This is a genomic window from Chitinimonas violaceus (assembly GCF_052601015.1).
In genome coordinates, this window is record NZ_JBQXDJ010000024.1 from 21277 (window position 1) to 44763 (window position 23487).

Below are 23487 nucleotides of genomic sequence, written 5' to 3' on the forward strand. Positions count from 1 at the left end.
GTGCTGCTCGAGAGCCTCATGTATTCAAGTACACTCCGGCTTCTGCGATGCGCTTCACCCTGCTGACAGCTGCTCGTAACAGATCGTAAACAGGTTCTAAGACAGACATTGAATGCTATCTATCCCACAAAAGCCAACGCCACCCGAGGGTGGCGTTGGCTTTTTACTTAATAGGCGGGAAATCCGCTTACTTGATCATGCCCTTGCTCTTGAGCAATTCGTGCATGGTCTTGCCGATTTCTGCCGGGCTGCGGGTGTAGGCAATGCCTGCACGCTCGAAAGCCGCAAACTTCTCTTCTGCCGTACCCTTACCACCGGAGATGATCGCACCGGCATGGCCCATGCGCTTGCCCTTGGGGGCAGTCACACCGGCAATGTAACCCACCACTGGCTTGGTCACGTAGGACTTGGCGAATTCGGCCGCTTCTTCTTCGGCCGAACCACCGATTTCACCGATCATAATGATGGCGTCGGTGTCCGGATCGTCTTGGAACAACTTCAGGGAATCGATATGGCTGGTGCCGGGGATCGGGTCGCCACCGATACCGATACAGGTAGACTGGCCCAGGCCCAACGCGGTGGTTTGTGCCACAGCTTCATAGGTCAGGGTACCCGAACGCGACACGATGCCGATACGGCCAGGGTTGTGAATGTGCCACGGCATGATGCCGATTTTGCACTCACCCGGTGTGATAACGCCGGGGCAGTTCGGGCCGATCAAGCGGATACCGGCTTCGTCCACAGCACGCTTCACATACAGCATGTCGATTGTGGGCACGCCTTCGGTAATACACACCACCAGTTTCACGCCAGCATCGATGGCTTCAAGGATGGAGTCCTTGGCGAACGGGGCTGGTACGTAGATCACCGAGGCATCAGCCTGGGTGGTGCGCACGGCATCGCGCATGGTGTTGAACACGGGCAGGCCCAGGTGCTCGCTACCACCCTTGCCTGGGGTCACGCCACCAACAACCTTGGTACCAACCTTCAGCGCCTGCTCGGCATGGAAAGTACCGTTTTTGCCGGTAAAGCCCTGCACCAGCACCTTGGTGTTCTTATTGACTAGAACGCTCATTTATAACTCCTGATTCTGTGCGGGTGATTAAGCGACGGCTTTGACAGCAGCCACGATCTTCTCGGCAGCGTCATTCAGGCCTTGGGCCGAAGTCAGCTTCAAACCGCTGTCGTCGAGGATCTTGGCGCCCAGTTCAGCATTGTTGCCTTCAAGGCGGACCACAACCGGCACGGTCACGTTCACTTCCTTCACGGCAGCGATAATCGCCTCGGCAATCATGTCGCAGCGAACGATGCCGCCGAAGATGTTGATCAGCACACCTTTGACCGATTCATCAGCCAGGATCAGCTTGAACGCCTCAATCACACGCTCCTTGGTGGCACCACCGCCCACGTCAAGGAAGTTGGCAGGCTGGCCACCCTTGAGCTTGATGATGTCCATGGTGGCCATGGCCAAGCCCGCGCCATTCACCATGCAACCGATGTTGCCTTCCAGCGCTACGTAGTTCAGGTCGAACTCGGAAGCCTTCAGTTCACGTTCGTTCTCTTGCGACTTGTCGCGCAGCGCCACGATGGCGGGCAAGCGGAAAGCGGCGTTACTGTCGATGCCGATCTTGGCATCTACACAGGCCAGTGAACCATCGCCACGAATCGCCAACGGGTTGATTTCGAACAGGGCGAAATCATTTTCAACGAATGCCTTGTAAGCACCCATCATCAGGCCGGTGAACTGCTTGATCTGCTTTTCGTCCAGACCGAGCGCAAAGCCTACTTCACGGGCCTGGAAGGGCTGCAAACCAACCAGTGGATCAACCACGGTCTTGATGATCTTTTCAGGCGTGTTGTGGGCGACTTCTTCGATCTCCACACCGCCTTCGGTCGAGGCCATGAACACGATCGAACGGGTCGAACGATCCACCACCGCACCCAGGTACAGTTCGCGCTGTACAGGGTACATATCTTCACAAACCAACAGCGAACCAACAGGCTGGCCTTTGGAATCTGTCTGGTAAGTCACCAGACGCTTGCCCAGCAAAGCCTTGGCAACGTCTGCGGCCTCTTCAGCGCTCTTCACCACCTTCACACCGCCAGCTTTGCCGCGGCCGCCAGCGTGAACCTGGGCTTTCACCACGGCAAACTTGCCGCCCATGGAGCGGAAAGCATTGGCGGTTTCTTCCGGCGAAGTGGCCAGGATGCCCTTTTGCACCGGCAGACCGTACTTAGCCAGCAGGTCTTTCGCTTGGTATTCGTGGAGGTTCATTTCTAACTTCCTTTGTTGAGGTGTGAGGCATGAGGTGTGAGGAGAAAAATGCAGCACATGCTGCCGTATCGCTCCCCGCCCCTCACACTTGATTAGCTATGCAATGTCCGGCCATCGCAGCCAAGCGCAGCTTCGTGCATGGCTTCGCTCAACGACGGATGTGCATGGACGATACGGGCAATGTCTTCCGAAGAAGCGCTGAATTCCATTGCCACCACCGCTTCCGAGATCAGCTCCGAAGCGAATGGGCCAACAATGTGAACACCCAGGATACGGTCGGTCTTCTTGTCCGCCAGCATCTTGACGAAGCCCTTGGCCTCACCCAGTGCCAACGCACGGCCATTGGCTGAGAACAGGAATTGGCCTTTTTTGTACTCAATGCCTTCGGCTTTGAGCTGCTGTTCGGTCTTACCCACCCAGGCGATCTCTGGATTGGTATAGATCACCCAGGGCACATTGTTGAAATCAACATGCGGATGTTGCCCGGCGATGCGTTCCGCCACAGCAACACCTTCTTCCGAAGCCTTATGCGCCAACATCGGGCCACGCACCACATCGCCGACCGCCCAGACATTGGGCAGATTGGTCTTGCAATCGTCGTTGACCTCGACCTGACCCCGCTCATTGAGCTTCAGGCCCACAGCTTCGGCATTCAGACCGTCTGTATTAGGCACGCGGCCGATCGAAACAATCAGCTTGTCGTAGACAGCCTTTTGCGCAGCGCCTGCGGCATCGGTGTAATTGACTGTGACGTCCTTCTTGCTGACCTTGATTTCACCGATCTTCACACCGGTACTGATCACGAGGCCGGTTTCCTTGGTCAGCAGCTTCATCGCTTCACGTGCGACATGCTCATCGGCAGCACCAAGGAAGGTCGGCATGGCTTCCAGCACGGTCACTTCCGATCCCAGACGCTTCCACACCGAGCCCATTTCCAGACCAATCACGCCGGCGCCGATCACACCCAGACGTTTTGGTACGGCAGGAATAGCCAGCGCACCTACATTATCGAGTACCAGCTTGTTGTCAATGGTCACACCGGGCAACTGACGAACACTGGAACCCGTCGCCACAATCACATGGGTCGCTTCGATGGATTCCTTCTTGCCATCGGCCAGCTTGGCTTCCAGCACATACTTGTCGCCGCTCTTGGATTTGAAGCTGCCAGTACCGTGGAAAGACGTCACCTTGTTCTTACGGAACAGAAAAGCGATACCACCCGTATTCTTGGCGATGATCTCTTCCTTGCGCTTAAGCATCTGCGCCACATCGATCTTCACTACACCGGTACTGATGCCATGGTCTGCAAAACTGTGCACGGCATGGTGATAGTTCTCGGACGACTGCAACAAGGCCTTCGAAGGAATACAACCCACGTTCAGGCAGGTACCGCCAAGGCTGGGCTTGCCGTCAGCGGTGGAAGTGGCGTCGATACAGGCGGTCTTGAAACCCAGCTGAGCTGCACGGATAGCAGCAACATAACCACCAGGGCCACCACCGATCACGACGACGTCAAATTGTTGGGACATACTTTAACTCCAAAAAAAAGCAACCTCGGCAACAAAGACAATCAGCGTATATGTAGTTTAGAGACTCGACGTTTCCCGCCGACCAATTCCACTTTCCGCCAAGTACTTTCATTGTTTAATGCACGCCACCGGCGTTCATCTCGTAAGTAAACCCAATCTTTTTCATTCTGAAAGAAAATCTGAGTTCCTTTTGCTTCAATAATGTTCAAAATACTGTTGTCATGTTGACTGCATTCATCGAAGTCAGTAACAGCCCGTTGACCCATTTCCGAATAGTGCTCATTCAACTCCAGCAATAGATTATTGATATCTCCATCCAGATCCGAGACATTCAACCCAATACGTTCCGCTTCTCTCCGAGTAATAGGGTAACTATGCGAAGGGTAATCACTATTCATGTGACGACTTATCTCCTCCGCTCGTGCCTCATCAGTCATGTGATAGCGAAGAATCTCACTGCATATCCGAATAGACAAGCTACTTGCCCGATCAATTGCGCCTACGACCAATGGGTGCACATACTTAAAAATATCCCCATAGGGATTACCATGATGCTCTTTCCCATTCTGCTGCCATAACCGAATGATTCGTGCCAGCTCATCAGAACTGACACTAACTCGGTCATTATCGCGATCCAGAGGAGATAAATCATGTGTCAAAGAGGAATCTATCGCCGTCAAATAAGACAACGGCCCCATTTGAATTTCATCCGCACCCAATGCGATCATGGTCGCCGCAGAGGCGCACTCAAGCGGTATCAATACATGAATTGACTTACAGTACTGGCGTAGTAAATGAACGATTCGAAGGGCAGATTCAGGATCACCTCCCCGGGACTTCAAGAACAAAGAAACTTTCTCTTGAGGGCCTATCTTTTCGAACAGTCCATGAAATGCCAATAAGTCATTAGAGCAAACTGAACCACTCTGAGAAGTCCAATACGACAATAACCTGTGGCCCAATAAGGCCTCCAGTTGATCAATTAGCGCCTGCGTTTTATCAAAAAGAACTGGTGGCTTCTTGGCCACCGGTTTCTTCTTCACGGCATTTTCTTGATTTTCCATATTTGCCCACTCAAGGCGACACAGTAACTACAAAGACCAAAACACCAGCAAGCCGTCATTGCTAGCCGGTGCTTTGGCAATGAAACCGACTAGATATCCAACAACAGACGCGCCGGATCTTCGATGGCTTCTTTGATCGCCACCAAGCTCAGTACAGCCTCGCGGCCGTCGATGATGCGGTGATCGTAGGACTGAGCCAGATACATCATCGGCAGGACCACCACCTGGCCATTTTCGACCATCGCGCGTTCCTTGGTGGCGTGCATACCCAAGATGGCTGACTGCGGTGGGTTGATGATCGGAGTGGACATCATCGAACCGAAAGTACCGCCATTCGAGATCGTGTAGGTGCCGCCAGTCAATTCCTCGATGGTCAACTTGCCTTCCTGGGCACGTTTACCGAAATCGGCAATCTGCTTCTCGATCTGCGCAAGACTCAACTGGTCTGCATTGCGGATCACCGGCACCACCAAACCACGTGGGCTACCTACTGCCACACCGATATCGTAGTAGCCGTGGTAGACGATGTCGTTGCCATCCACCGAGGCATTCACGATCGGGTACTTCTTCAGCGCATGGACCGCCGCCTTCACGAAAAAGCCCATGAAACCCAGCTTGATGCCGTGTTCCTTCTCGAACTTGTCCTTGTACTTGTTACGCAGTTCCATCACCGGCTTCATGTTCACTTCATTGAAGGTGGTAAGGATGGCTGCGGTGGATTGCGATTCGATCAGGCGCTCTGCTACGCGCTGACGCAGGCGCGACATCGGCACACGTTGTTCTGTGCGTTCACCCAACGACAAGGCTACAGCAGGGGCTGGTGCAGCCTTAGCAGCAGGCGCGGCAGCCGGCTTGGCGGCGGCTGCAACCACATCTTCCTTCAGCACACGGCCATCACGGCCCGAACCCTGGATCTTGCTGGTATCGACACCGGCATCAGCCGCGGCTTTTTTGGCAGCCGGCATCACTGCAGTACCAAAGCCGATAGCGTTTTCCGGCACCCCTGCCGCTGCCGCAGCGGCTGCAACACGGGTAGGCTCCTGACCAATAGGCGCAGCAGCCGGGGCAGCCGCAGCGCGGGCGCCAGACTTGGCTTCGGTATCAATGGTGGCTATCAACTCATGGCTGATTACAGTCGAACCATCGCCCTTCACGAGGCTGACAATCACACCCGCTTGTGGCGCTGGCAACTCAAGCACCACCTTGTCGGTTTCCAGATCGATGAGGTTCTCGTCGCGCTCGACGAACTCGCCGACTTTCTTCTTCCAGCTCACCAAGGTGGCTTCAGAAACGGACTCGGGTAATTGGGGGACTTTAACTTCGATCAGCATGTTATTGGCTCCATGGGGTCGGCCAGACTTGGGTTTCTGACATTCGCGAGCGGCCGCCCGGGCGGCCGCTGTTATTTCGGATGGTTCGGCTTGTTACTTCAGCGTCATCGCTTCATCGAGGAAGGCTTTGAGCTGCGCAGTGTGCTTGCTCATATAACCCACAGCGGGCGAAGCGGACGATGGACGACCCGCGTACAGCAAGGTCTGCTTGGCGGACATGCAGGCTTCCAACCGATGGCGGATCTGATGCCAGGCGCCCTGGTTCTTCGGCTCTTCCTGCACCCACATGATTTCCTTGGCCGCGCCGTACTTACCCAGTTCCGCTTTGAGCTCATCGGTAGGGAAAGGATAAAGCTGCTCGACACGCACAATGGCGACATCTTTCTGTCCGCGCTCGGCACGGGCATTGTGCAAGTCGTAGTAAACCTGACCGGCGCAAACAACGACACGCTTGACCTTCTTGACGTCAGTGATCGTGCTGTCGCCAATCACCGGACGGAACCCACCATTAGTGAAGTCTTCCAGCGGGCTCATCGCGTCCTTGTAGCGCAAGAGGCGCTTGGACATGAGGATGATCAGCGGTTTGCGATACGGGCGCAGCTGCTGGCGGCGCAGCACATGGAACATCTGGCTGGCTTCGGACGGCATAATGATCTGCATATTGTGCTCGGCGCACATCTGCAAATAACGCTCGAGACGGGCGGAGCTATGCTCAGGGCCCTGGCCATCATAACCATGCGGCAACATCATGGTCAGACCGCAATAGCGGCCCCATTTGGTTTCACCGGAAGAAATAAACTGGTCGATCACCACCTGCGCACCATTGGCGAAGTCGCCGAACTGGGCTTCCCAGATCACGAGTTCATCTGGCGCGGAAGAGCTGTAACCATACTCGAACGCCAATACAGCTTCTTCGTTGAGGATGGAGTCGATGACCAGGAAATTGCCTTGGTTATCGCTCAGGGTACGCAATGGCACATGTGCACCATCGTCCCATTTCTCGCGGTTTTGGTCGTGCAACACAGCATGGCGGTGACTGAAAGTACCACGGCCCGAGTCTTCACCCGAGATACGCACGCCATAGCCCTTTTCCAGGAGCGAGCCATAAGCCAGCGTCTCAGCCATACCCCAGTCGAGATCCTGATTGCCGGCAGCCATTTCACGCCGTGCAGCCATCACCTTTTCAACCGTTGCATGCAACTTGAAGTTTTCCGGCACCTTGGTGAGCTTCTCGGTAAGCCGGCCAATTTCTGCTGCACTTAATGTGGTGTCGGTCGGGTGGGCCCAATGGGTACCCTTATAAGCGGAGAAGTCGATGGCAAAGCTGCGCTTGAAATCGGTCAACGTGGTCTGCTCGACATGCTCGCCCTTGTCCAATGCAGCACGGTACTGCTTGATCAGGCCATCCGCCTCTTCCGCGCTGAGCAAGCCTTCGGTAACCAGACGGTCCGCATACATCTTGCGGGTGCCGACATGCTTTGCGATCTTCTTGTACATCATCGGCTGCGTCAGCATCGGGTCATCGCCCTCGTTGTGACCCAACTTACGGAAGCAGACCAGATCGATCACCACGTCGCGCTTGAACTCGCGACGGAAATCGAGTGCGGCTTGAACCACAAAGCAGACAGCCTCAGGATCATCGCCGTTCACATGGAAGATCGGTGCTTCGATCATCTTGGCAATGTCGGTGCAATACAGCGAAGAACGGGTATCGCGAGTATCCGACGTCGTGAAGCCAATCTGGTTGTTGATGACTATATGCACCGTGCCGCCTACACCATAACCACGTGTCTGCGACAAGTTGAACGTGCCCTGGTTGGTGCCCAGGCCGATAAAGGCGGAATCACCATGCAGCAGCACTGGCAAGACCTGTTCGCCGGTACGGTCGGTACGGCGTTGCTGACGCGCACGTGCTGAGCCAACCACCACCGGATTGACGATTTCAAGGTGGGATGGGTTGAACGCCAGCGACACATGGACAGGACCGCCCGGTGTCGGGATGTCGGAACTGAAACCCATGTGGTACTTCACATCGCCCGATGGCAAGTCGTAGCTGTATTTGCCTTCGAATTCGGAGAACAAGTCAGCCGGACGTTTGCCGAGTGTGTTGACCAGCACATTGAGGCGGCCACGGTGGGCCATGCCGATCACCATTTCTTGCACGCCATGCTCGCCCGATGTCTGCACCAGGTGGTCCAGCGCAGCGATCATGCTTTCGCCGCCTTCCAGCGAGAAGCGCTTCTGGCCGACATACTTGGTATGCAGGTACCGCTCCAGCGTCTCGGCAGCGGTAATCTGCTTGAGGATGCGCAGCTTCTTTTCGCCACTGAACGTCGGTGTGGAACGGGTGGACTCGAAACGCTTCTGCACCCAGATACGCTGGGCGGACGTGGTGATATGCATGTACTCCAGGCCGATATTGCCGCAGAAAGTCTGCTTGAGCCGGGCCAGGATGTTGGCCAGCGTATCACGCTCTGGACCAACCAGGTTGCCGCAATCAAAGGTCAGCGCCATGTCGGCATCTGTCAGCCCGTAGGTAGCGGGGTCCAGTTCCGGCAACAAGGCCTGGTCCAGACGCTTGAGCGGGTCCAGCGTGGCATAGCGGGCGCCCACAATCCGGTAGGCAGAAATCAGACGCAGCACCGCCACCTGCTTTTTATTGGATGCCCCCTGCGCCACTGCGCTGGCTACGCCAACACGCGGCTGCTTGGCCATCTGAACAAAGGACTCTTCAATCGAGGCCCTTGGAATATCACGGTCTGTATTACCGGGTAACTGCTGCAGCTTGTCGAAATAGTCCCGCCATTCTTCTGACACGCTTTGCGGGTCGGCAAGATATTGCTCATAGAGCTCTTCGATGAACGGGGCATTGCCACCGAACAAGTAGGATTGGCTCTGGAAGGTTTGCATCATGTTGATGGCCTTTTTTACTTTCAGTGCTGCGCTGGGGGCGAGACGATTTCGACAAACAGGTTAAAACGGACTTGTATTGCTTGAACACACGCCCGGCAAAATACCGGGCGCGTGAGGGATGGTTTATCCGCGCTTGCTCATTGGCACATAATCACGGCGTGGGGAACCGGTGTAAAGCTGACGTGGACGACCGATCTTCATGGTCGGGTCGGCAATCATTTCACTCCAGTGCGAGATCCAGCCAACAGTGCGGGCCAACGCAAAGATCGGCGTGAACATCGAGACCGGGATGCCGATGGCAGACAACACGATGCCCGAATAGAAGTCCACATTGGGGTACAGCTTGCGTTCGATGAAGTAAGGATCGTTCAGGGCGATCTTCTCCAGCTCCATCGCGAGCTTGAACTTCGGATCGTTGTGCAGACCCATTTCTTTCAGCACTTCATCGCAGGTCTGCTTCATGATGGCGGCGCGCGGGTCCATGTTCTTGTAAACGCGGTGGCCAAAACCCATCAGCTTGTAGCGCTTGTCTTTCACGCCCTGCATAAAGTCGGCAACCTTGGACACATCGCCGATCTCATCGAGCATCTTCAGCACGGCTTCATTCGCGCCACCGTGCGACGGGCCCCATAAACAGGCGATACCAGCAGCGATACAGGCGAATGGGTTAGCGCCCGACGAGCCGGACAAACGTACTGTCGAAGTCGATGCGTTTTGTTCGTGGTCGGCATGCAGGGTGAAGATACGGTCCAGCGCCTTGGCCTGCACCTGGTTCACCTTGTATTCCTGCACCGGTGTCGAGAACATCATGTAGAGGAAGTTCTCAGCGTAAGAAAGCCCGCCCTTGGGGTAGCTCAGCGGCAATCCCTTGTTGTAACGGAACGCCTGGGCAGCAATCGTTGGCAATTTGGCGATCAGGCGGAAGGCTGCCACTTCACGGTGGTGCGGGTCGTTGATGTCGAGCGAGTCGTGGTAGAAGGCCGACAATGCGCCGACTACACCAACCATCACCGCCATCGGGTGAGCGTCACGACGGAAACCACGGAAGAAATTGTGGATCTGGTCGTGCAGCATGTTGTGGCGCATGACCGTGTAGTCGAAGTGCGCCTTCTGTTCCTTGTTCGGCAACTCACCATTCAGGAGCAGATAGCAGACTTCCAGGTAATCGGCATGCTCAGCCAGTTGTTCGATGGGGTAGCCGCGATAGTAAAGCTGGCCCAGATCGCCATCAATGAAGGTGATCTTGGACTCACAGCTGGAAGTCGACAAAAAACCAGGGTCATGCGTGAACATGCCGGTCTTGCCGAAAGCGCGGATGTCTACCACGTCCGGGCCGAGCGTGCCTTTCAGCACCGGCAGCTCGACGCTGCTTTGGCCATCGTTGTAAGAGAGCGTAACTGTGGAGGCTTCAGCCATGGAAAATGCTCCTTTTTAATTGTCGGTTGAACCGAGAGAGAGTGCCATGCAGCACCACCCAGGCCCTCAAACTAACGCGCTTTATTATTGTGTTTTCACAACTTGCCAGTGCCGCAGCCGTTCCAGAATAGGCGCAATACGCTTATCCGTGGTTTCAGCTTTGCCATCCACCAGTTCTAGCAGATCAATGTCCGGTAGCATCAACAAGTCTTGGTAGACGTCCAACTCAGCAGGACTCAGCTGATCAAAATCGTGTTCGAGAAAAAGCTCGAACACGATATCCAGTTCCAACAAGCCCCGCCGTGAACGCCAGCGGAGTCGGTTTTTATCCGCTTGGGTATAAGTCACTGTAATCGCCTCAAGCAATCCGCTTGACCATCAGCTCTTTGATCTTGCCAATCGCCTTGGTCGGGTTGAGATGCTTAGGGCATACATCGACACAGTTCATGATGCTATGGCACCGGAACAGTCGATACGGGTCTTCCAGATTATCCAATCGCTCATTGGTAGCGGTATCGCGGGTATCGGCAATAAACCGGTAGGCTGCCAACAGGCCAGCGGGGCCCACAAACTTGTCCGGGTTCCACCAGAACGACGGGCACGATGTCGTACAGCAAGCGCACAGAATGCACTCGTACAAGCCATCCAGCTCTTCACGGTCCTTCGGGCTTTGCAGGCGCTCGTGCGAAGGCGGCGGTGTGTCGTTGATAACGTAAGGCTTGATCGAGTTGTATTGCTTGAAGAACTGGGTCATGTCCACGATCAGGTCGCGGATTACCGGCAGACCGGGCAGCGGACGGATTTCGACTGGCTGCTTGAGGCCAACGATATCAGTCACACAGGCAAGACCATTCTTGCCGTTGATATTCATCGCATCGGACCCGCACACGCCTTCACGGCATGAACGACGGAACGAAAGGCTGTCATCAACAGTCTTCAAGCGTACCAGGGCATCCAGCAGCTTCTTGTCGCTGGGTTCCAGCTCAACCGAGATGTCCTGCATATACGGCTTGGCATCGACATCGGGGTTGTAGCGATAGATCTTGAATTGCATCTTCATAGTCTGGGCTCCAGTACGTCCGCTTAGAACGTGCGCTCCTTGGGCGGTATGTAATCGACGGTCAGCGGCTTGGTATGCACCGGCTTGTAGGCGAGGTGGCGGTCGTTGTTGTAGAACAGCGAGTGCTTCATCCAGTTGTCGTCGTCACGCTTCTGGAAGTCGTCATGCGAGTGCGCACCGCGCGATTCCTTACGGGCGTCCGCAGCAATCATGGTTGCGACAGCCACTTCGATCAGGTTGTCGAGTTCCAGCGCTTCGATACGCGCCGTGTTCCAGACCTTGGACTTGTCCTTGATCTGGGTACGTTTGGCGCGTTCTGCCACTTCAGCAATTTCCTTCACGCCCAGCGCCATGTTCTCGCTGTTACGGAACACGCCCGCGCGCAGCTGGATCGTCTTCTGCATCGCTTCACGGACCACATTCACTTCTTCGCCACCGCTCTGGTTTTCCAGACGAGCAATACGGGACAGGCTGAAATCAGCCGCGTTGTCTGGCAGTGGCTTGTGGGTTGGACGCTCGCGCTTAATGAAGTCGATCATGCTGTCGCCAGCTGATTTGCCGAATACGACCAGGTCAAGCAGCGAATTGGTGCCAAGGCGGTTCGCACCATGCACTGAAGCACACGCACATTCACCCGCTGCATAGAAGCCATTAACGCGGACTTCGGGGTTGTCGCCCTTCGGCACCATCACTTCGCCCAGGTAGTTGGTGGGAATACCCCCCATCTGGTAGTGCGTGGTCGGGATAACCGGGATCGGTTCCTTGATCGGGTCCACACCGGCAAATTTGATGGCAATCTCACGGATTGATGGCAAGCGGTGGTTGATCACCTCTGGGCCAAGATGATCGAGCTTCAGCAGCACATGGTCCTTGTTCTTGCCTGCACCACGGCCTTCCAGCACCTCCAGCGCCATGCAACGCGACACGAAGTCACGTGGGGCCAAGTCTTTCAGGGTTGGCGCATAGCGCTCCATAAAACGTTCGCCGTTGGCGTTAAGCAAGATACCGCCTTCGCCACGCACGCCTTCGGTAATCAAAACACCGGCACCAGCTACACCGGTCGGGTGGAACTGCCAGAACTCCATGTCTTCAAGCGGAATACCGGCACGCGCGCACATACCCAGGCCATCGCCCGTGTTGATGAAGGCATTGGTAGACGCAGCGTAGATACGTCCAGCACCGCCTGTGGCAAACAGCACGGCCTTGGCATGCAGGATGTAAACCTCACCGGTTTCCATTTCCAACGCGGTTACGCCAACCACGTCGCCATCAGCATCGCGAATGATATCCAGCGCCATCCATTCCACGAAGAACTGGGTGTTGGCGCGAACATTTCGTTGGTACAGGGTGTGAAGTAGCGCGTGGCCGGTACGGTCGGCCGCGGCACAAGCGCGTTGCACCGGCTTTTCGCCGAAGTTGGCGGTATGACCGCCAAAGGGGCGCTGGTAGATACGACCGGAATCGACACGGTCGAACGGCATACCGAAGTGTTCAAGCTCAATCACCGCCTCAGGCGCGGACTTGCACATGAATTCAATCGCGTCCTGGTCACCGAGCCAATCGGAACCCTTGACGGTGTCGTACATGTGCCATTCCCACTTGTCTTCCTGGACATTGCCCAACGAAGCGGAAATACCACCCTGTGCCGCCACAGTATGCGAGCGGGTAGGGAAAACCTTGGAAAGCACGGCTGTCTTCAAACCGGCTTCAGAAAGCTGTAACGCGGCACGCATACCAGCACCACCCGCGCCGACGATCACCGCATCGAATTGACGTTTAGCGACATTCGCCATTACACACCCCACACCACTTTAACTGCGTAAACAAAGCTGCCGACCAACCACAGGATCGTGGCGACATGGAGCGCAAGGCGTAACCCCAATGGCTGGACGTAATCCATCCAGATATCACGGATACCAACCCAGGCATGCAATAGCAGGGCAATCACAGTAACCGTGGACAGCACACGCACCCAGGTAAGGGAGAACAGGGTTTGCCAGCCTTCATAGCTGGCTTGTGCGGCAAGAACCAGAAAAGCGACGAGGCCTACTGTGTAGACCAGCATGACCACGGCGGTAACACGCTGCAGCAGCCAGTCGCGTAGGCCGTAATGCGCGCCGATGACGTGACGGTTTACCACAGGACACCTCCGATAACAGCAGTAAGCACCAGGCTGACAACCATGACGGCCTTGGCAGTGGCACGGGCAGTGGACAATTCCAGACCCTTATGGACATCCAGGAGAAGGAAGCGGATACCCGCACAGGCGTGGTGCAGATAGGCCCATAACAGACCAAGCAATGCCAGCTTCACGATGGGATATGCAACAAATCCGCGGTAAGCATCGAACTCCGCTTCGCTGCTCAGCGAACCTGCCAGTAACCAGAACACGACCGGAATGGCCAAGAACATGAAAGCGCCGCTGACGCGATGCAGAATCGAGACAATGCCCGGTATCGGTAGCCTGATCTTGGGAAGATCCAAGTGTTTCGGCCGTGTTTTCTCCATGACGCATTTCCTTTTTTGTATTAATCCGACAGCACGGGTCCTACCGCACTGCCTTCCCGGAACGTATCTGTCCGGGTTAGGCAAAGCCTTTCGATTGTAGCAAATGACACCACGCTTACGACCGTGGCCAACGTTATATAAAAGGCCTTACCTTGATACCGTGACACTCAGACACGATAAACGTAGCGATCGGTACGGCAACGCAGCACCAACCACTCCACCGGCTCACCATCCAGGCTGCCAGCGGTTCTGGTCACTTCCAGGAGCGGGCTGTCCGCCTCTACCCCCAGTAACCGGGCTTCCTCGCGCCCAGCCATGCCCGCCCTGAACTGCGGCGGTGCAGAAATCACCCGCAAGCCAAACTCACGCCACCAAACCGTGCGCAGATTGCAATTGGCCTGCTTGATCCGGCGAGCGTCCAAACCTTCGAAGCGCTCTGCCGCAACAAAATTCTCGATCAGTGCAAATGGCTCACCCGCCACTCTCACCAACCGTTTTACTGCCATCAGGACCGCACCCCGCCGTAGTCCCAGCGCTGTCGCCGCCTCTTCTCCGGCATTGCTGCGCGCGCATGCCAGGAGCTCCAGAGAGGTGTCGAGAGGCCGCATCAAACCAGGCAGCTCGACGTGACCCCAATCATCGGCCACATCAGCAATGTAAGTGCCCATACCTTGGCGGCGCACTAGCACCCCCTCGGCAGCCAAGCGATCAAGCCCTTTGCGTACAGTTCCCTGGCTGACACCAAAGCGATCAGCCAGTTCAAACTCGCTGGGCAAGGCTTCGCCTGAATCCCATTCCCCCTGCTCTATCGCCAGCACAATACGATCCCGCACCTGGATGTACAGTGGCTGCCGCCCAGGCAACGGCCCCGGACCACGTGTAGGCGTACTGGACATATCAATCAAACCCATTAGTCTTTCGCTAATTCTGACCAGGCGACCTTTTAAAACCACCAGGCTAACGACTCAATTGACCCGCAGTAACAACAAAACAAACCTGCTGGCAGCTCAAGATTAGCTTGTGGCTATATTGTTTGCGCTTTATACGCCACCAAACAGCCAATGTCCAACCAAGTCTTATATAAGACATAAGATTTGCAGTGCAGCATGCGGAGTATAAATCGGGAATCCGGGTGATTTCACAGGTTTGAAGTGCTAGACTCCGCTAGATTGCTGTGTTGCGACATAGGCCGTTAACCCTGACCTCATGTCGGCCAGTTTCTCCTCCACCTTTCCGACTCCAGGAGCCCCACGATGAAGAAACCCGTTCGCGTTGCCGTTACCGGTGCAGCCGGCCAGATCGGTTACAGCCTCTTGTTCCGCATCGCCTCTGGCGAAATGCTTGGCAAAGACCAGCCCGTCATTCTGCAAATGCTCGAATTGCCGATGGAAAAAGCCCAGGCTGCCCTCAAAGGCGTGATGATGGAACTGGAAGACTGCGCCTTCCCCTTGCTGGCTGGCATGGTCGGTACCGACGACCCGGAAGTTGCTTTCAAAGATGCAGAAATCGCCCTGCTGGTTGGTGCGCGTCCTCGTGGACCAGGCATGGAGCGTAAAGACCTGCTGCTGGAAAACGCCAAGATCTTTACCGCTCAAGGCGCAGCACTGAACAAGGTTGCGAACCGTAACGTGAAGGTGCTAGTCGTCGGCAACCCTGCCAATACCAATGCCTACATTGCAATGAAGTCGGCGCCTAGTCTGCCTGCCAAGAACTTCACTGCCATGCTGCGCCTTGATCACAACCGCGCACTGAGCCAGCTGGCTGCCAAAGCCAATGTTGCTGTAGCCGATATCGAAAAGTTGGCTGTGTGGGGCAACCACAGCCCAACCATGTATCCAGACTACCGTTTCGCGGTCGTCAAAGGCGATGCGTTGAAGACCAAGATCAACGACGAAACCTGGAATAAGGACACGTTCATTCCCAAGGTTGCCAAACGTGGCGCCGCCATCATCGAAGCGCGCGGGCTGTCGTCTGCCGCATCAGCCGCCAATGCAGCGATCGACCATATCCGCGACTGGGTGCTGGGCACCAATGGCAAGTGGGTCACCATGGGCGTGCCGTCCGACGGTTCCTACGGCATTCCGGAAGGCGTGATGTACGGCGTACCGGTTACTTGCGCCAATGGCGAATACAAGCGTGTTGAAGGCCTGGAAGTCGATGCCTTCTCTCGCGAACGCATGGATTTCACACTGGCAGAGCTCGAGGAAGAGCGCGCCGGCGTGGCGCATCTGCTGGGCTAACTGTTCAGTCAGGCAAAAAGGGCGAACTTTGGTTCGCCCTTTTTCGTTTCTGGAATCACAGACAAGTACTTACCGAAATCCATACCCTATGAATATCCACTAGCCCAGCTTGGACACCCTAGCTGACACGCTATATTGATGGTACTTCCGATGGTGCATTAACTAAGTTGTCTGCCCTGTCCCTGCTCTACATGAAACGGCAGGCACATGACGCAGACCGGGCGGGCACAAGCATGCTGGTAAATCTGTTGAACAGATTGCTACTGTGGCAGAAGTTTGCATTGCTCGGCATGCTGGGCCTGCTTCTGGTTGGGCCGACGCTTTATCTGTACCTACATACCACCAATACAAGCGTGGATTTCTCGCTCACCGAGTTACAGGGTGTCAAACCCGGGTTGACTGCGTTGGACCTGCTTCAGCAGATTCAACAGCACCGCGGTCTCTCGGCTGCTGCGCTGGGGGCAAACCAACTGGACGAACAACGCCAAGCCAAACAGACTCAGGTCAACCAGACCTTTGCCATGCTCGAAGCGCAAATTCAGGCCGGTAATCCGCAAGCTTTAAATGAATTGAATAAACGTCGCAAGGAATGGCAAATACTGGCGGCAAACATCGAATCCCGGCAACTGTCCGTACCAGATAGCTACGAGTCGCATACCGCACTATGCCAACGTCTGCTGCTAACGATTGAACAGATTGCCGATGATTATGGCCTGTCGCTCGACCCGGATGCAGACGTCTACTATCTGATGCGTACCGTCTATTTCGATGCACCAATACTCAGTGAAGCCTTGGGTGAGAATCGTGCCAAAGGGGCTGGCTTACTTGCCATGCAGACAATCGACGCAAATGAACGCATCAAGATGCATGGCCTTGTGGCACAAGCGAGGGTTGCTCACCAGCAGATGACACGAACCGTCGGCAAAGCGCTACGCGCCAATCGGGATTTGTCTTCCCATCTGGACCAGCCACTCAAAAAAGCCAGCCAATATGCACAGGCGGCAATAACGCTGGGGCTGGACAAAGTCGCTGCGGCAGACAAACCCAATTATCCCACACCACCCTACATCGCCTTCTTTACAGAAGCCATCAATAGCCAGTTCCAGCTTGCAAGAACCGCTATGGAACAGCTCAATCGGCTGATCACAGCACGAATCAATGAACAACGCGATACGCGTAACAAATTGATTGGCGGTGTCGTACTGATCGCCATGCTGATAGCAGGTGTAGCCAGCATCCTGATGTGGAGCATCGTCAAACAACTGGGTGGTGAACCCAGCTACGCCGCCGAAATCAGCCAACGCATCGCGCAGGGCGACTTGACCGTACAGGTACAGCTTGCCGCCCGTGCTGACCACAATAGTCTGTTGGCAGCCATGAGTCATATGCAGCAAAAGCTGAACCAGATCGTGCAGGAGATCTACACCGCCGGAGACGTATTGGCATCGATGTCTGCCACCGTATCCTCCTCAGCCCACTCACTGAGCCGCACCACCGCCGACACAGCTGCAAGTGTCGAAGAAAGCGGTACTGCGATTGACGAGATGGCCGCCACCATGACCCAAGCTAGTGAGAACACCTATCTCACCGATAAGATCGCCAAACAGTCCTCAGCCGATGCGAGCCTGGGCCGTAAAGCCGTCAACCAGATGGTTACCGCTATGCATCACGTGGCCAAACAGATCGGCATGATCGACGACATCGCCTATCAGACCAATCTGCTGGCGCTGAATGCTGCCATTGAAGCAGCCCGGGCAGGCCAGGCCGGCAAAGGATTCGCCGTAGTGGCATACGAAGTACGCAAATTGGCGGAACGTTGCCAACATGCAGCAAAGGAAATCGGTGATCTGACCAGTAACGGCCTGCATCTTGCTGAAAACGCCGGTAATATGCTGGACCAGATCGCCCCATCCATCCAACGAACTGCTGAGCTCACCCAGGAAATTGCCAATACCGCACGCGAGCAGTGCAGCGGGCTTAGCCAGATCAGCCTCATGGTCAACCAGCTTTCCCACTCCAACCAGGGCAATGCCGCCTGTTCGGAAGAGCTGTCCGCAGCGGCCGAGCAGTTAAATGCGCAGGCAATACACTTACGTGAAGCAATCCGTTACTTTGTCGTGGCAGGCAACTCACCCACAAGACTTTGAACACATTCCAAGTAGCTAGATGATGATTTGTAATAAAGGCTTTTATATGTCGCTGAAAATTGTCGGTTCCACACTCCTATGGGGCTGGATAGCGCTTAGCCTCCCAGCCCATGCCATTAAACTTTGTCCGGCAAAGCCCACTGAAAACAGCGTGGCGCCCGATGCTTTGACTGTCCGCGAAACGACAAGATTGGGGCAGTTGCTAGGAGGAACTGCGTTAGGAGACATACAGGCCGACACGGCATTCAAGCAATACGCAGCCAAGGTAAACACCGGCTGGCAGACTTATAGCCGCCGAATCGGCACACCACTGACAAACTGGGCTGCCAACGAGCTGCACATAAAGCAAGGCGGTACAGTATTTTACCCATTTGCCGGTCCAGACCTGCCCTCTGTCATGGCCATGTTCCCTGATGCATCAAGATACGTTCTGATCTCGATTCAACCGGCATCAAATTACTTTGATCCTTTTACCTCTGACTCGGATGAGATGGCTAATCTCGTCAAGGAATTCGGTAACGCATGGACAAAATTTGGCGCACTGGGTTATTTCCGGACTCATGATCTGGACAAGGGAATCGCCGCCGACCGTAAAGTTAAACTGGGACCAAGCCTGATCCTGCCGGCCTTTGCGGTACGCCTGGGGTTTGATGTGCGCGCCATCAAGCCAATTTGTCTGGGTGCTGGGGACCTTGCGGTTCGCTACCTTGGCGACACCGAACAAAGGTGGGGGTCAGTCCGCATGGAGCTTCAAAAAGCAGGGCGTAACGTTATCGTGGACTACATTCAGCAAGATTTGTCTGACGAGGCATTGGCAAAGCAGCCCGAAACAACGGCTTTTATTGGATCTCTCGCCAAGTCGCCCACTCTATTGAAAGCCGCCTCGCATTTGCTGCAACAGCGCAATTTCTCCATCGTCCGTGAAGCCATCCTCAAACACGCCCCCTTGGTGGTTCAAGATGAAACCGGTCTTGAGTACAACGACCTGGCTGCAGTGTTCAATGTCAAACTCTACGGAAATTACATCAGCGCCCATAAGCTGTTCAAGACGATCAACAACGCATCTCTGGCCAAGGCCTATAGCGAAAGAGGTAATGAGGCAAAGCCTATCGACTTCAAGTTGGGGTATGAGAAGACCGCCGGGTCAGCCATTCAAATCGCAATCCGGAAATAGACCGTAGCAATGGGACGCTGGAGAATAATCCGCCATGGCTGTGGCGGTAATAAGCCTTATGTATTGCATCAACCTCGCCACCAGGCTGCAACTCATGACGGATCGGAAACAGGTTTCAAGCTTCACGGCATGAACCTGGCAACCAGAATCGTCATTGCACTGACCATGATGTCCCTTTTCATCGGCAATGCGCTTGCAGATGACTCGGCAACGTCCGGTATAAGCCGCTGCTTCAGTACGAGTGATCAGGTCCGGCTCTGCTACCAAGAACAGCTAATCGAGAATCACCCGTCGCCAATCCTCGTGTTCATCCCTGGCTGGACCATGCCGGCAAGCATCTGGTCGAAGCAGCTTTCCTTCTTTGCAGGCAAGCGCTCCACTATCGCATTTGATCCTCGCGGCCAAGGCTTGTCGGATGCGCCGCAATCAGGCTATTCACTCGAGCGACGGGTACAGGACATCGCCGAGCTATTGAACCAGTTTCCCGACCGCCATTTTGTGCTGGTCGGTTGGTCCTTGGGTGTGCTTGAGTCACTCGCCTACCTTCGGCAGGTCGGTCCAGACCGTATTGATGGCTTGATTCTCGTCGATAACTCGATTGGCGAAGGCACCGTAACGGCAGGTCGCAAAGGCAAAAGCCCGTTCTTCGAAGCTCTACGCAAAAACCGGGCGCAGACTATGCGTGCGTTCATTGCGGCTATGTTTCGCTCACCACCAGGCAGCGAGATAACGGGCAGCATTCTAGCCAGCGCCATGAAGACTTCGTTGGAGAATAGCCTTCGATTGCTGTCTTACCCCAAACCTCGCAGTTACTGGAACGATGTGCTGTATGAAGTCGCCCTACCCACCCTTTACCTGGTTACACCCAAGTGGCAACAGCAGGCAAACGGGCTGATAGCGCGGCATCCAAACGCAAAAGCCAAAATATTCCCTCACGCCAAACACGCACTCTTTTGGGATGATGCAGATCAGTTCAACCAGGCTGTTGAGGAGTTCGTCGCACCACTTTGAACTGGTTCCTACATACGTACATTTTCTGGCTGACTTTCACAGTCCCTTGCCGTATTGGCTTCAGTCGACGCAACAAACACCCGGGTCCCAGCCTCCCGCAACGCGGACGATAGATGCGCCGGCACCGACCTATCGGTAAACAGGCAATCCACCTGTGACAAGTGCCCCAACCGCACCAAGGCTTCGCGACTGAATTTGGTATGGTCCGCAACCATCCAGACTTGGCGTGACTGTTCGATGATAGTCTGCGCTACCCTGACTTCCTGATAGTCAAAATCGCGCAAGGTGCCATCGGACTCGATGCTCGATACGCCAATGATGCCGATATCAACCTTGAACTGACGGATAAAATCGACCGTCGCCTCCCCTACAACGCCACGGTCGCGCGGCCTGACCACGCCGCCAGCAACAATGACTTCGCAATCCGGATTGGCCGACAAGGTCATGGCCACATTCAGGTTGTTCGTCACCACATGAAGACCCCGATGACGCGCCAGCGCCCGTGCCACTGCTTCGGTTGTCGTACCGATATTGATGATTAGCGACCGGTCGTTGTCCAGTTCCTTCGCAACCAGCTCGGCAATACGTTGCTTGGCTTCGCTATTGAGCACCTGCCGCTGGGGGTACGCGATATTCTGCACGCTCGATGGCAAACCCACCCCACCATGGTAGCGGCACACCAGCTCCTGCTCTTCAAGCTGGCTGATATCGCGCCGGATCGTCTGCATGGTCACACCAAGCTGTGTTGCCAACAATTCCACTGATACAAACCCACGGTTGCGCACCAGTGCCAGTAGTTCCGTTTGCCTTGGGTTCACGCCCAAATCCTCGTCGTGGATACAAGAAAATCCGCCAGGCTGCGCCGCAAACCGTGACGACGTTCTAATTTGCGCGATATGTCACCTCTAATTCAAACCCCATTTCTTGCCGGCATCCTGGGTACCAAGTGCACCAGACACCAACAAGGCTCTGTTTTCAAAAAACAAACCCGGGACACTTGAGCGCGACCTCCTATCCACAGCAATGCCCCAGCACTGGGTCAAATACAACAAAACGAGGCATAACGAACACAAACGAATCTATTTGATAGCCACTTACGCTTCGCATTTAGTACATTGCCGAAAAATAAGCAGACAGCGATATGGTGAGTAATCAGCAGCGTATTGCGACAGGTCCACAAGGAGAGGCGCTTGCAAAGCAGTGAATTCGATGTCGTCGTCGTAGGGGGTGGCATAAATGGCGCCGGCATTGCCCGTGATCTGGCGGGGCGTGGCTTATCCGTATTGCTGTGCGAAAAGGACGACCTGGCGCGCCACACCTCCTCAGCCAGCACCAAGCTGATTCACGGCGGACTGCGGTACCTGGAATACTACGAGTTCGGCCTGGTACGCAAAGCCTTGCAAGAACGTGAGGTGCTGTTGCGTGCAGCGCCGCACATCATGTGGCCGCTGCGTTTTGTAATGCCGCACGACAGCCACCTTCGCCCAGCCTGGATGATCCGCATGGGTCTTTTCCTGTATGACCATCTCGCCCGCCGCGAGATTCTGCCAGGTTCGAATGGTATCGATCTGCGCAAACACCCCGCGGGGAAACCGCTGCGCCAGGATTTTGGCAGAGGCTTTGTCTATTCAGATGGCTGGGTGCAGGATGCACGGCTCGTCACCCTGTGTGCGATGGACGCACACGAACGCGGCGCCGTGGTCCAAACCCGTACCCGCTGCACCCACGCCGAGCGTACTGAAACACATTGGCAAATCAGCCTGCAACAAAGCCAGGGCGACAACCTTACCGTCAAGGCTCGCAGTCTTGTCAATGCAGCCGGCCCGTGGGTAGGCGACTTTCTGCGCGATGTGGTGCAGGTCCCGTCCAAACGCAAAGTCCGTTTGATCAAGGGCAGCCATATCGTGGTGAAGAAGCTGTACGACCACCAATATGCCTATATCTTCCAGAACCCCGACAAGCGCATCATCTTTGCCATTCCTTACGAGCAGGACTTCACGCTGATCGGTACCACCGATATCGAGTACCAAGGGCTGGCTGAACAGGTGGCAATAGATGCTGATGAAGTAACCTATCTGTGCAACATGGCCAGCCGTTACTTCACCCAGACCATCACCCCGGCTGATGTGGTATGGGATTACTCTGGCGTGAGGCCGCTGCTCGACGATGAAGCCGATCATGCCGCCAGCGTGACGCGCGATTACGACCTGACGCTGGACCAGACTGCAGCACCATTGCTGTCGGTGTTCGGCGGCAAGATCACCACCTTCCGTAAGCTCGCAGAAGAGGCTGCCGACCTCATACAGCAGCAACTGGGTAAAGGCAGCGGCGCATGGACGGCTTATGCCCCCCTGCCCGGTGGTGACATGCCGGCAGCGGACTTCGATGCTTTCCTCGCAAAGCTTCACCTCACCTACCCGTGGCTGCCCCAAGGTTTGACTGAACGCTGGGCGCGCAGCTACGGCACCCGTTGCACCAAGCTGCTGCACAATGCACAAACCTTGGCAGATTTGGGCAGCGAAGTGCTCCCAGGCCTGTATGAACGCGAAATTCGCTATCTCTGCGAACAGGAATGGGCCTGTACTGCCCAAGACATACTCTGGCGTCGTTCAAAACTGGGTCTTCACCTGCCGAACGACAGCGAACAGCGACTGGATGCCTGGCTGGCAACCCATGTTGCCAACACGACAGAAACGAATAAAACCGAACAAACCAGGGTGAGCTGATTCCGTAGTGGAAACGGGGCCCTTGGCTGCAGCACCAAAACAAGCAATAGAAACCCGGGACAGGGAGTGCTTGGTTGGACAATGGAGACAGAC

The 23487-nt window shown here is 55.3% G+C and carries 19 protein-coding genes; 5 read left to right on the forward strand and 14 right to left on the reverse strand.

Annotation, left to right across the window (positions count from 1 at the left end):
• Positions 1 to 187: 187 nt before the first annotated feature.
• The 13 genes from sucD to ACUHMQ_RS10345 form a co-directional block, all read right to left on the reverse strand.
• The gene (sucD, locus tag ACUHMQ_RS10285; RefSeq protein ID WP_099404365.1) at positions 188 to 1075 is read right to left on the reverse strand and encodes a succinate--CoA ligase subunit alpha; all 888 of its coding nucleotides are present in this window, start codon (positions 1073 to 1075) and stop codon (positions 188 to 190) included.
• Between the two features lie 27 nt (positions 1076 to 1102).
• On the reverse strand, positions 1103 to 2275 hold the full coding sequence (sucC, locus tag ACUHMQ_RS10290) for an ADP-forming succinate--CoA ligase subunit beta (RefSeq protein ID WP_445295376.1): 1173 nt from the start codon (positions 2273 to 2275) through the stop codon (positions 1103 to 1105).
• Between the two features lie 92 nt (positions 2276 to 2367).
• Positions 2368 to 3804, reverse strand: coding sequence for a dihydrolipoyl dehydrogenase (gene lpdA / locus ACUHMQ_RS10295; protein ID WP_445295377.1), 1437 nt, complete (start codon positions 3802 to 3804; stop codon positions 2368 to 2370).
• A 41-nt stretch (positions 3805 to 3845) separates the two neighbouring features.
• Entirely contained in the window at positions 3846 to 4868 is a 1023-nt protein-coding gene (locus tag ACUHMQ_RS10300; RefSeq protein WP_445295378.1) for a hypothetical protein, read from the reverse strand.
• Positions 4869 to 4957: 89 nt separating this feature from the next.
• Positions 4958 to 6199: a 2-oxoglutarate dehydrogenase complex dihydrolipoyllysine-residue succinyltransferase gene (gene odhB, locus ACUHMQ_RS10305; RefSeq protein ID WP_445295379.1), complete on the reverse strand. Its 1242-nt coding sequence runs from the start codon at positions 6197 to 6199 to the stop codon at positions 4958 to 4960.
• Positions 6200 to 6292: 93 nt separating this feature from the next.
• Entirely contained in the window at positions 6293 to 9112 is a 2820-nt protein-coding gene (locus ACUHMQ_RS10310; protein WP_445295380.1) for a 2-oxoglutarate dehydrogenase E1 component, read from the reverse strand.
• Between the two features lie 123 nt (positions 9113 to 9235).
• Entirely contained in the window at positions 9236 to 10528 is a 1293-nt protein-coding gene (gltA, locus tag ACUHMQ_RS10315) for a citrate synthase (protein WP_445295381.1), read from the reverse strand.
• 84 nt (positions 10529 to 10612) lie between these two features.
• Positions 10613 to 10876, reverse strand: a complete 264-nt coding sequence (locus tag ACUHMQ_RS10320; RefSeq protein ID WP_445295382.1) for an FAD assembly factor SdhE — start codon at positions 10874 to 10876, stop codon at positions 10613 to 10615.
• A 10-nt stretch (positions 10877 to 10886) separates the two neighbouring features.
• Entirely contained in the window at positions 10887 to 11582 is a 696-nt protein-coding gene (locus ACUHMQ_RS10325; RefSeq protein WP_445295401.1) for a succinate dehydrogenase iron-sulfur subunit, read from the reverse strand.
• Between the two features lie 29 nt (positions 11583 to 11611).
• Positions 11612 to 13381: a succinate dehydrogenase flavoprotein subunit gene (gene sdhA, locus ACUHMQ_RS10330; RefSeq protein WP_445295383.1), complete on the reverse strand. Its 1770-nt coding sequence runs from the start codon at positions 13379 to 13381 to the stop codon at positions 11612 to 11614.
• Complete coding sequence (gene sdhD / locus ACUHMQ_RS10335; RefSeq protein WP_445295384.1) at positions 13381 to 13728, reverse strand: succinate dehydrogenase, hydrophobic membrane anchor protein; 348 nt, start codon at positions 13726 to 13728, stop codon at positions 13381 to 13383. The genes sdhA and sdhD overlap by 1 nt, the downstream gene beginning before the upstream one ends.
• Positions 13722 to 14096 (reverse strand): succinate dehydrogenase, cytochrome b556 subunit, encoded by a 375-nt coding sequence (gene sdhC, locus ACUHMQ_RS10340; protein WP_445295385.1) that lies wholly within the window; start codon positions 14094 to 14096, stop codon positions 13722 to 13724. Before sdhC ends, sdhD begins: the two co-directional genes overlap by 7 nt.
• A gap of 167 nt (positions 14097 to 14263) precedes the next feature.
• Positions 14264 to 14992 carry a GntR family transcriptional regulator gene (locus tag ACUHMQ_RS10345; protein ID WP_445295386.1) on the reverse strand — a complete coding sequence of 243 codons (729 nt, stop codon included), beginning with the start codon at positions 14990 to 14992 and terminating at the stop codon, positions 14264 to 14266.
• Positions 14993 to 15349: 357 nt separating this feature from the next.
• Between ACUHMQ_RS10345 and ACUHMQ_RS10350 the strand changes: the two genes are divergently transcribed.
• From ACUHMQ_RS10350 to ACUHMQ_RS10365, 4 genes are all read left to right on the forward strand, one after another.
• On the forward strand, positions 15350 to 16336 hold the full coding sequence (locus ACUHMQ_RS10350; protein ID WP_445295387.1) for a malate dehydrogenase: 987 nt from the start codon (positions 15350 to 15352) through the stop codon (positions 16334 to 16336).
• Between the two features lie 167 nt (positions 16337 to 16503).
• The gene (locus ACUHMQ_RS10355; RefSeq protein WP_445295388.1) at positions 16504 to 18483 is read left to right on the forward strand and encodes a methyl-accepting chemotaxis protein; all 1980 of its coding nucleotides are present in this window, start codon (positions 16504 to 16506) and stop codon (positions 18481 to 18483) included.
• Between the two features lie 46 nt (positions 18484 to 18529).
• Positions 18530 to 19657 carry a hypothetical protein gene (locus tag ACUHMQ_RS10360; protein ID WP_445295389.1) on the forward strand — a complete coding sequence of 376 codons (1128 nt, stop codon included), beginning with the start codon at positions 18530 to 18532 and terminating at the stop codon, positions 19655 to 19657.
• A 9-nt stretch (positions 19658 to 19666) separates the two neighbouring features.
• Positions 19667 to 20668 (forward strand): alpha/beta fold hydrolase, encoded by a 1002-nt coding sequence (locus tag ACUHMQ_RS10365; RefSeq protein WP_445295390.1) that lies wholly within the window; start codon positions 19667 to 19669, stop codon positions 20666 to 20668.
• A gap of 8 nt (positions 20669 to 20676) precedes the next feature.
• Here ACUHMQ_RS10365 and ACUHMQ_RS10370 read toward each other — a convergent pair whose 3' ends face one another.
• The gene (locus tag ACUHMQ_RS10370) at positions 20677 to 21486 is read right to left on the reverse strand and encodes a DeoR/GlpR family DNA-binding transcription regulator (protein WP_445295391.1); all 810 of its coding nucleotides are present in this window, start codon (positions 21484 to 21486) and stop codon (positions 20677 to 20679) included.
• Between the two features lie 372 nt (positions 21487 to 21858).
• Here ACUHMQ_RS10370 and glpD point away from each other — a divergent pair, with 372 nt between their 5' ends.
• Entirely contained in the window at positions 21859 to 23394 is a 1536-nt protein-coding gene (glpD, locus tag ACUHMQ_RS10375; protein WP_445295392.1) for a glycerol-3-phosphate dehydrogenase, read from the forward strand.
• The last annotated feature ends 93 nt before the right edge of the window (positions 23395 to 23487 follow it).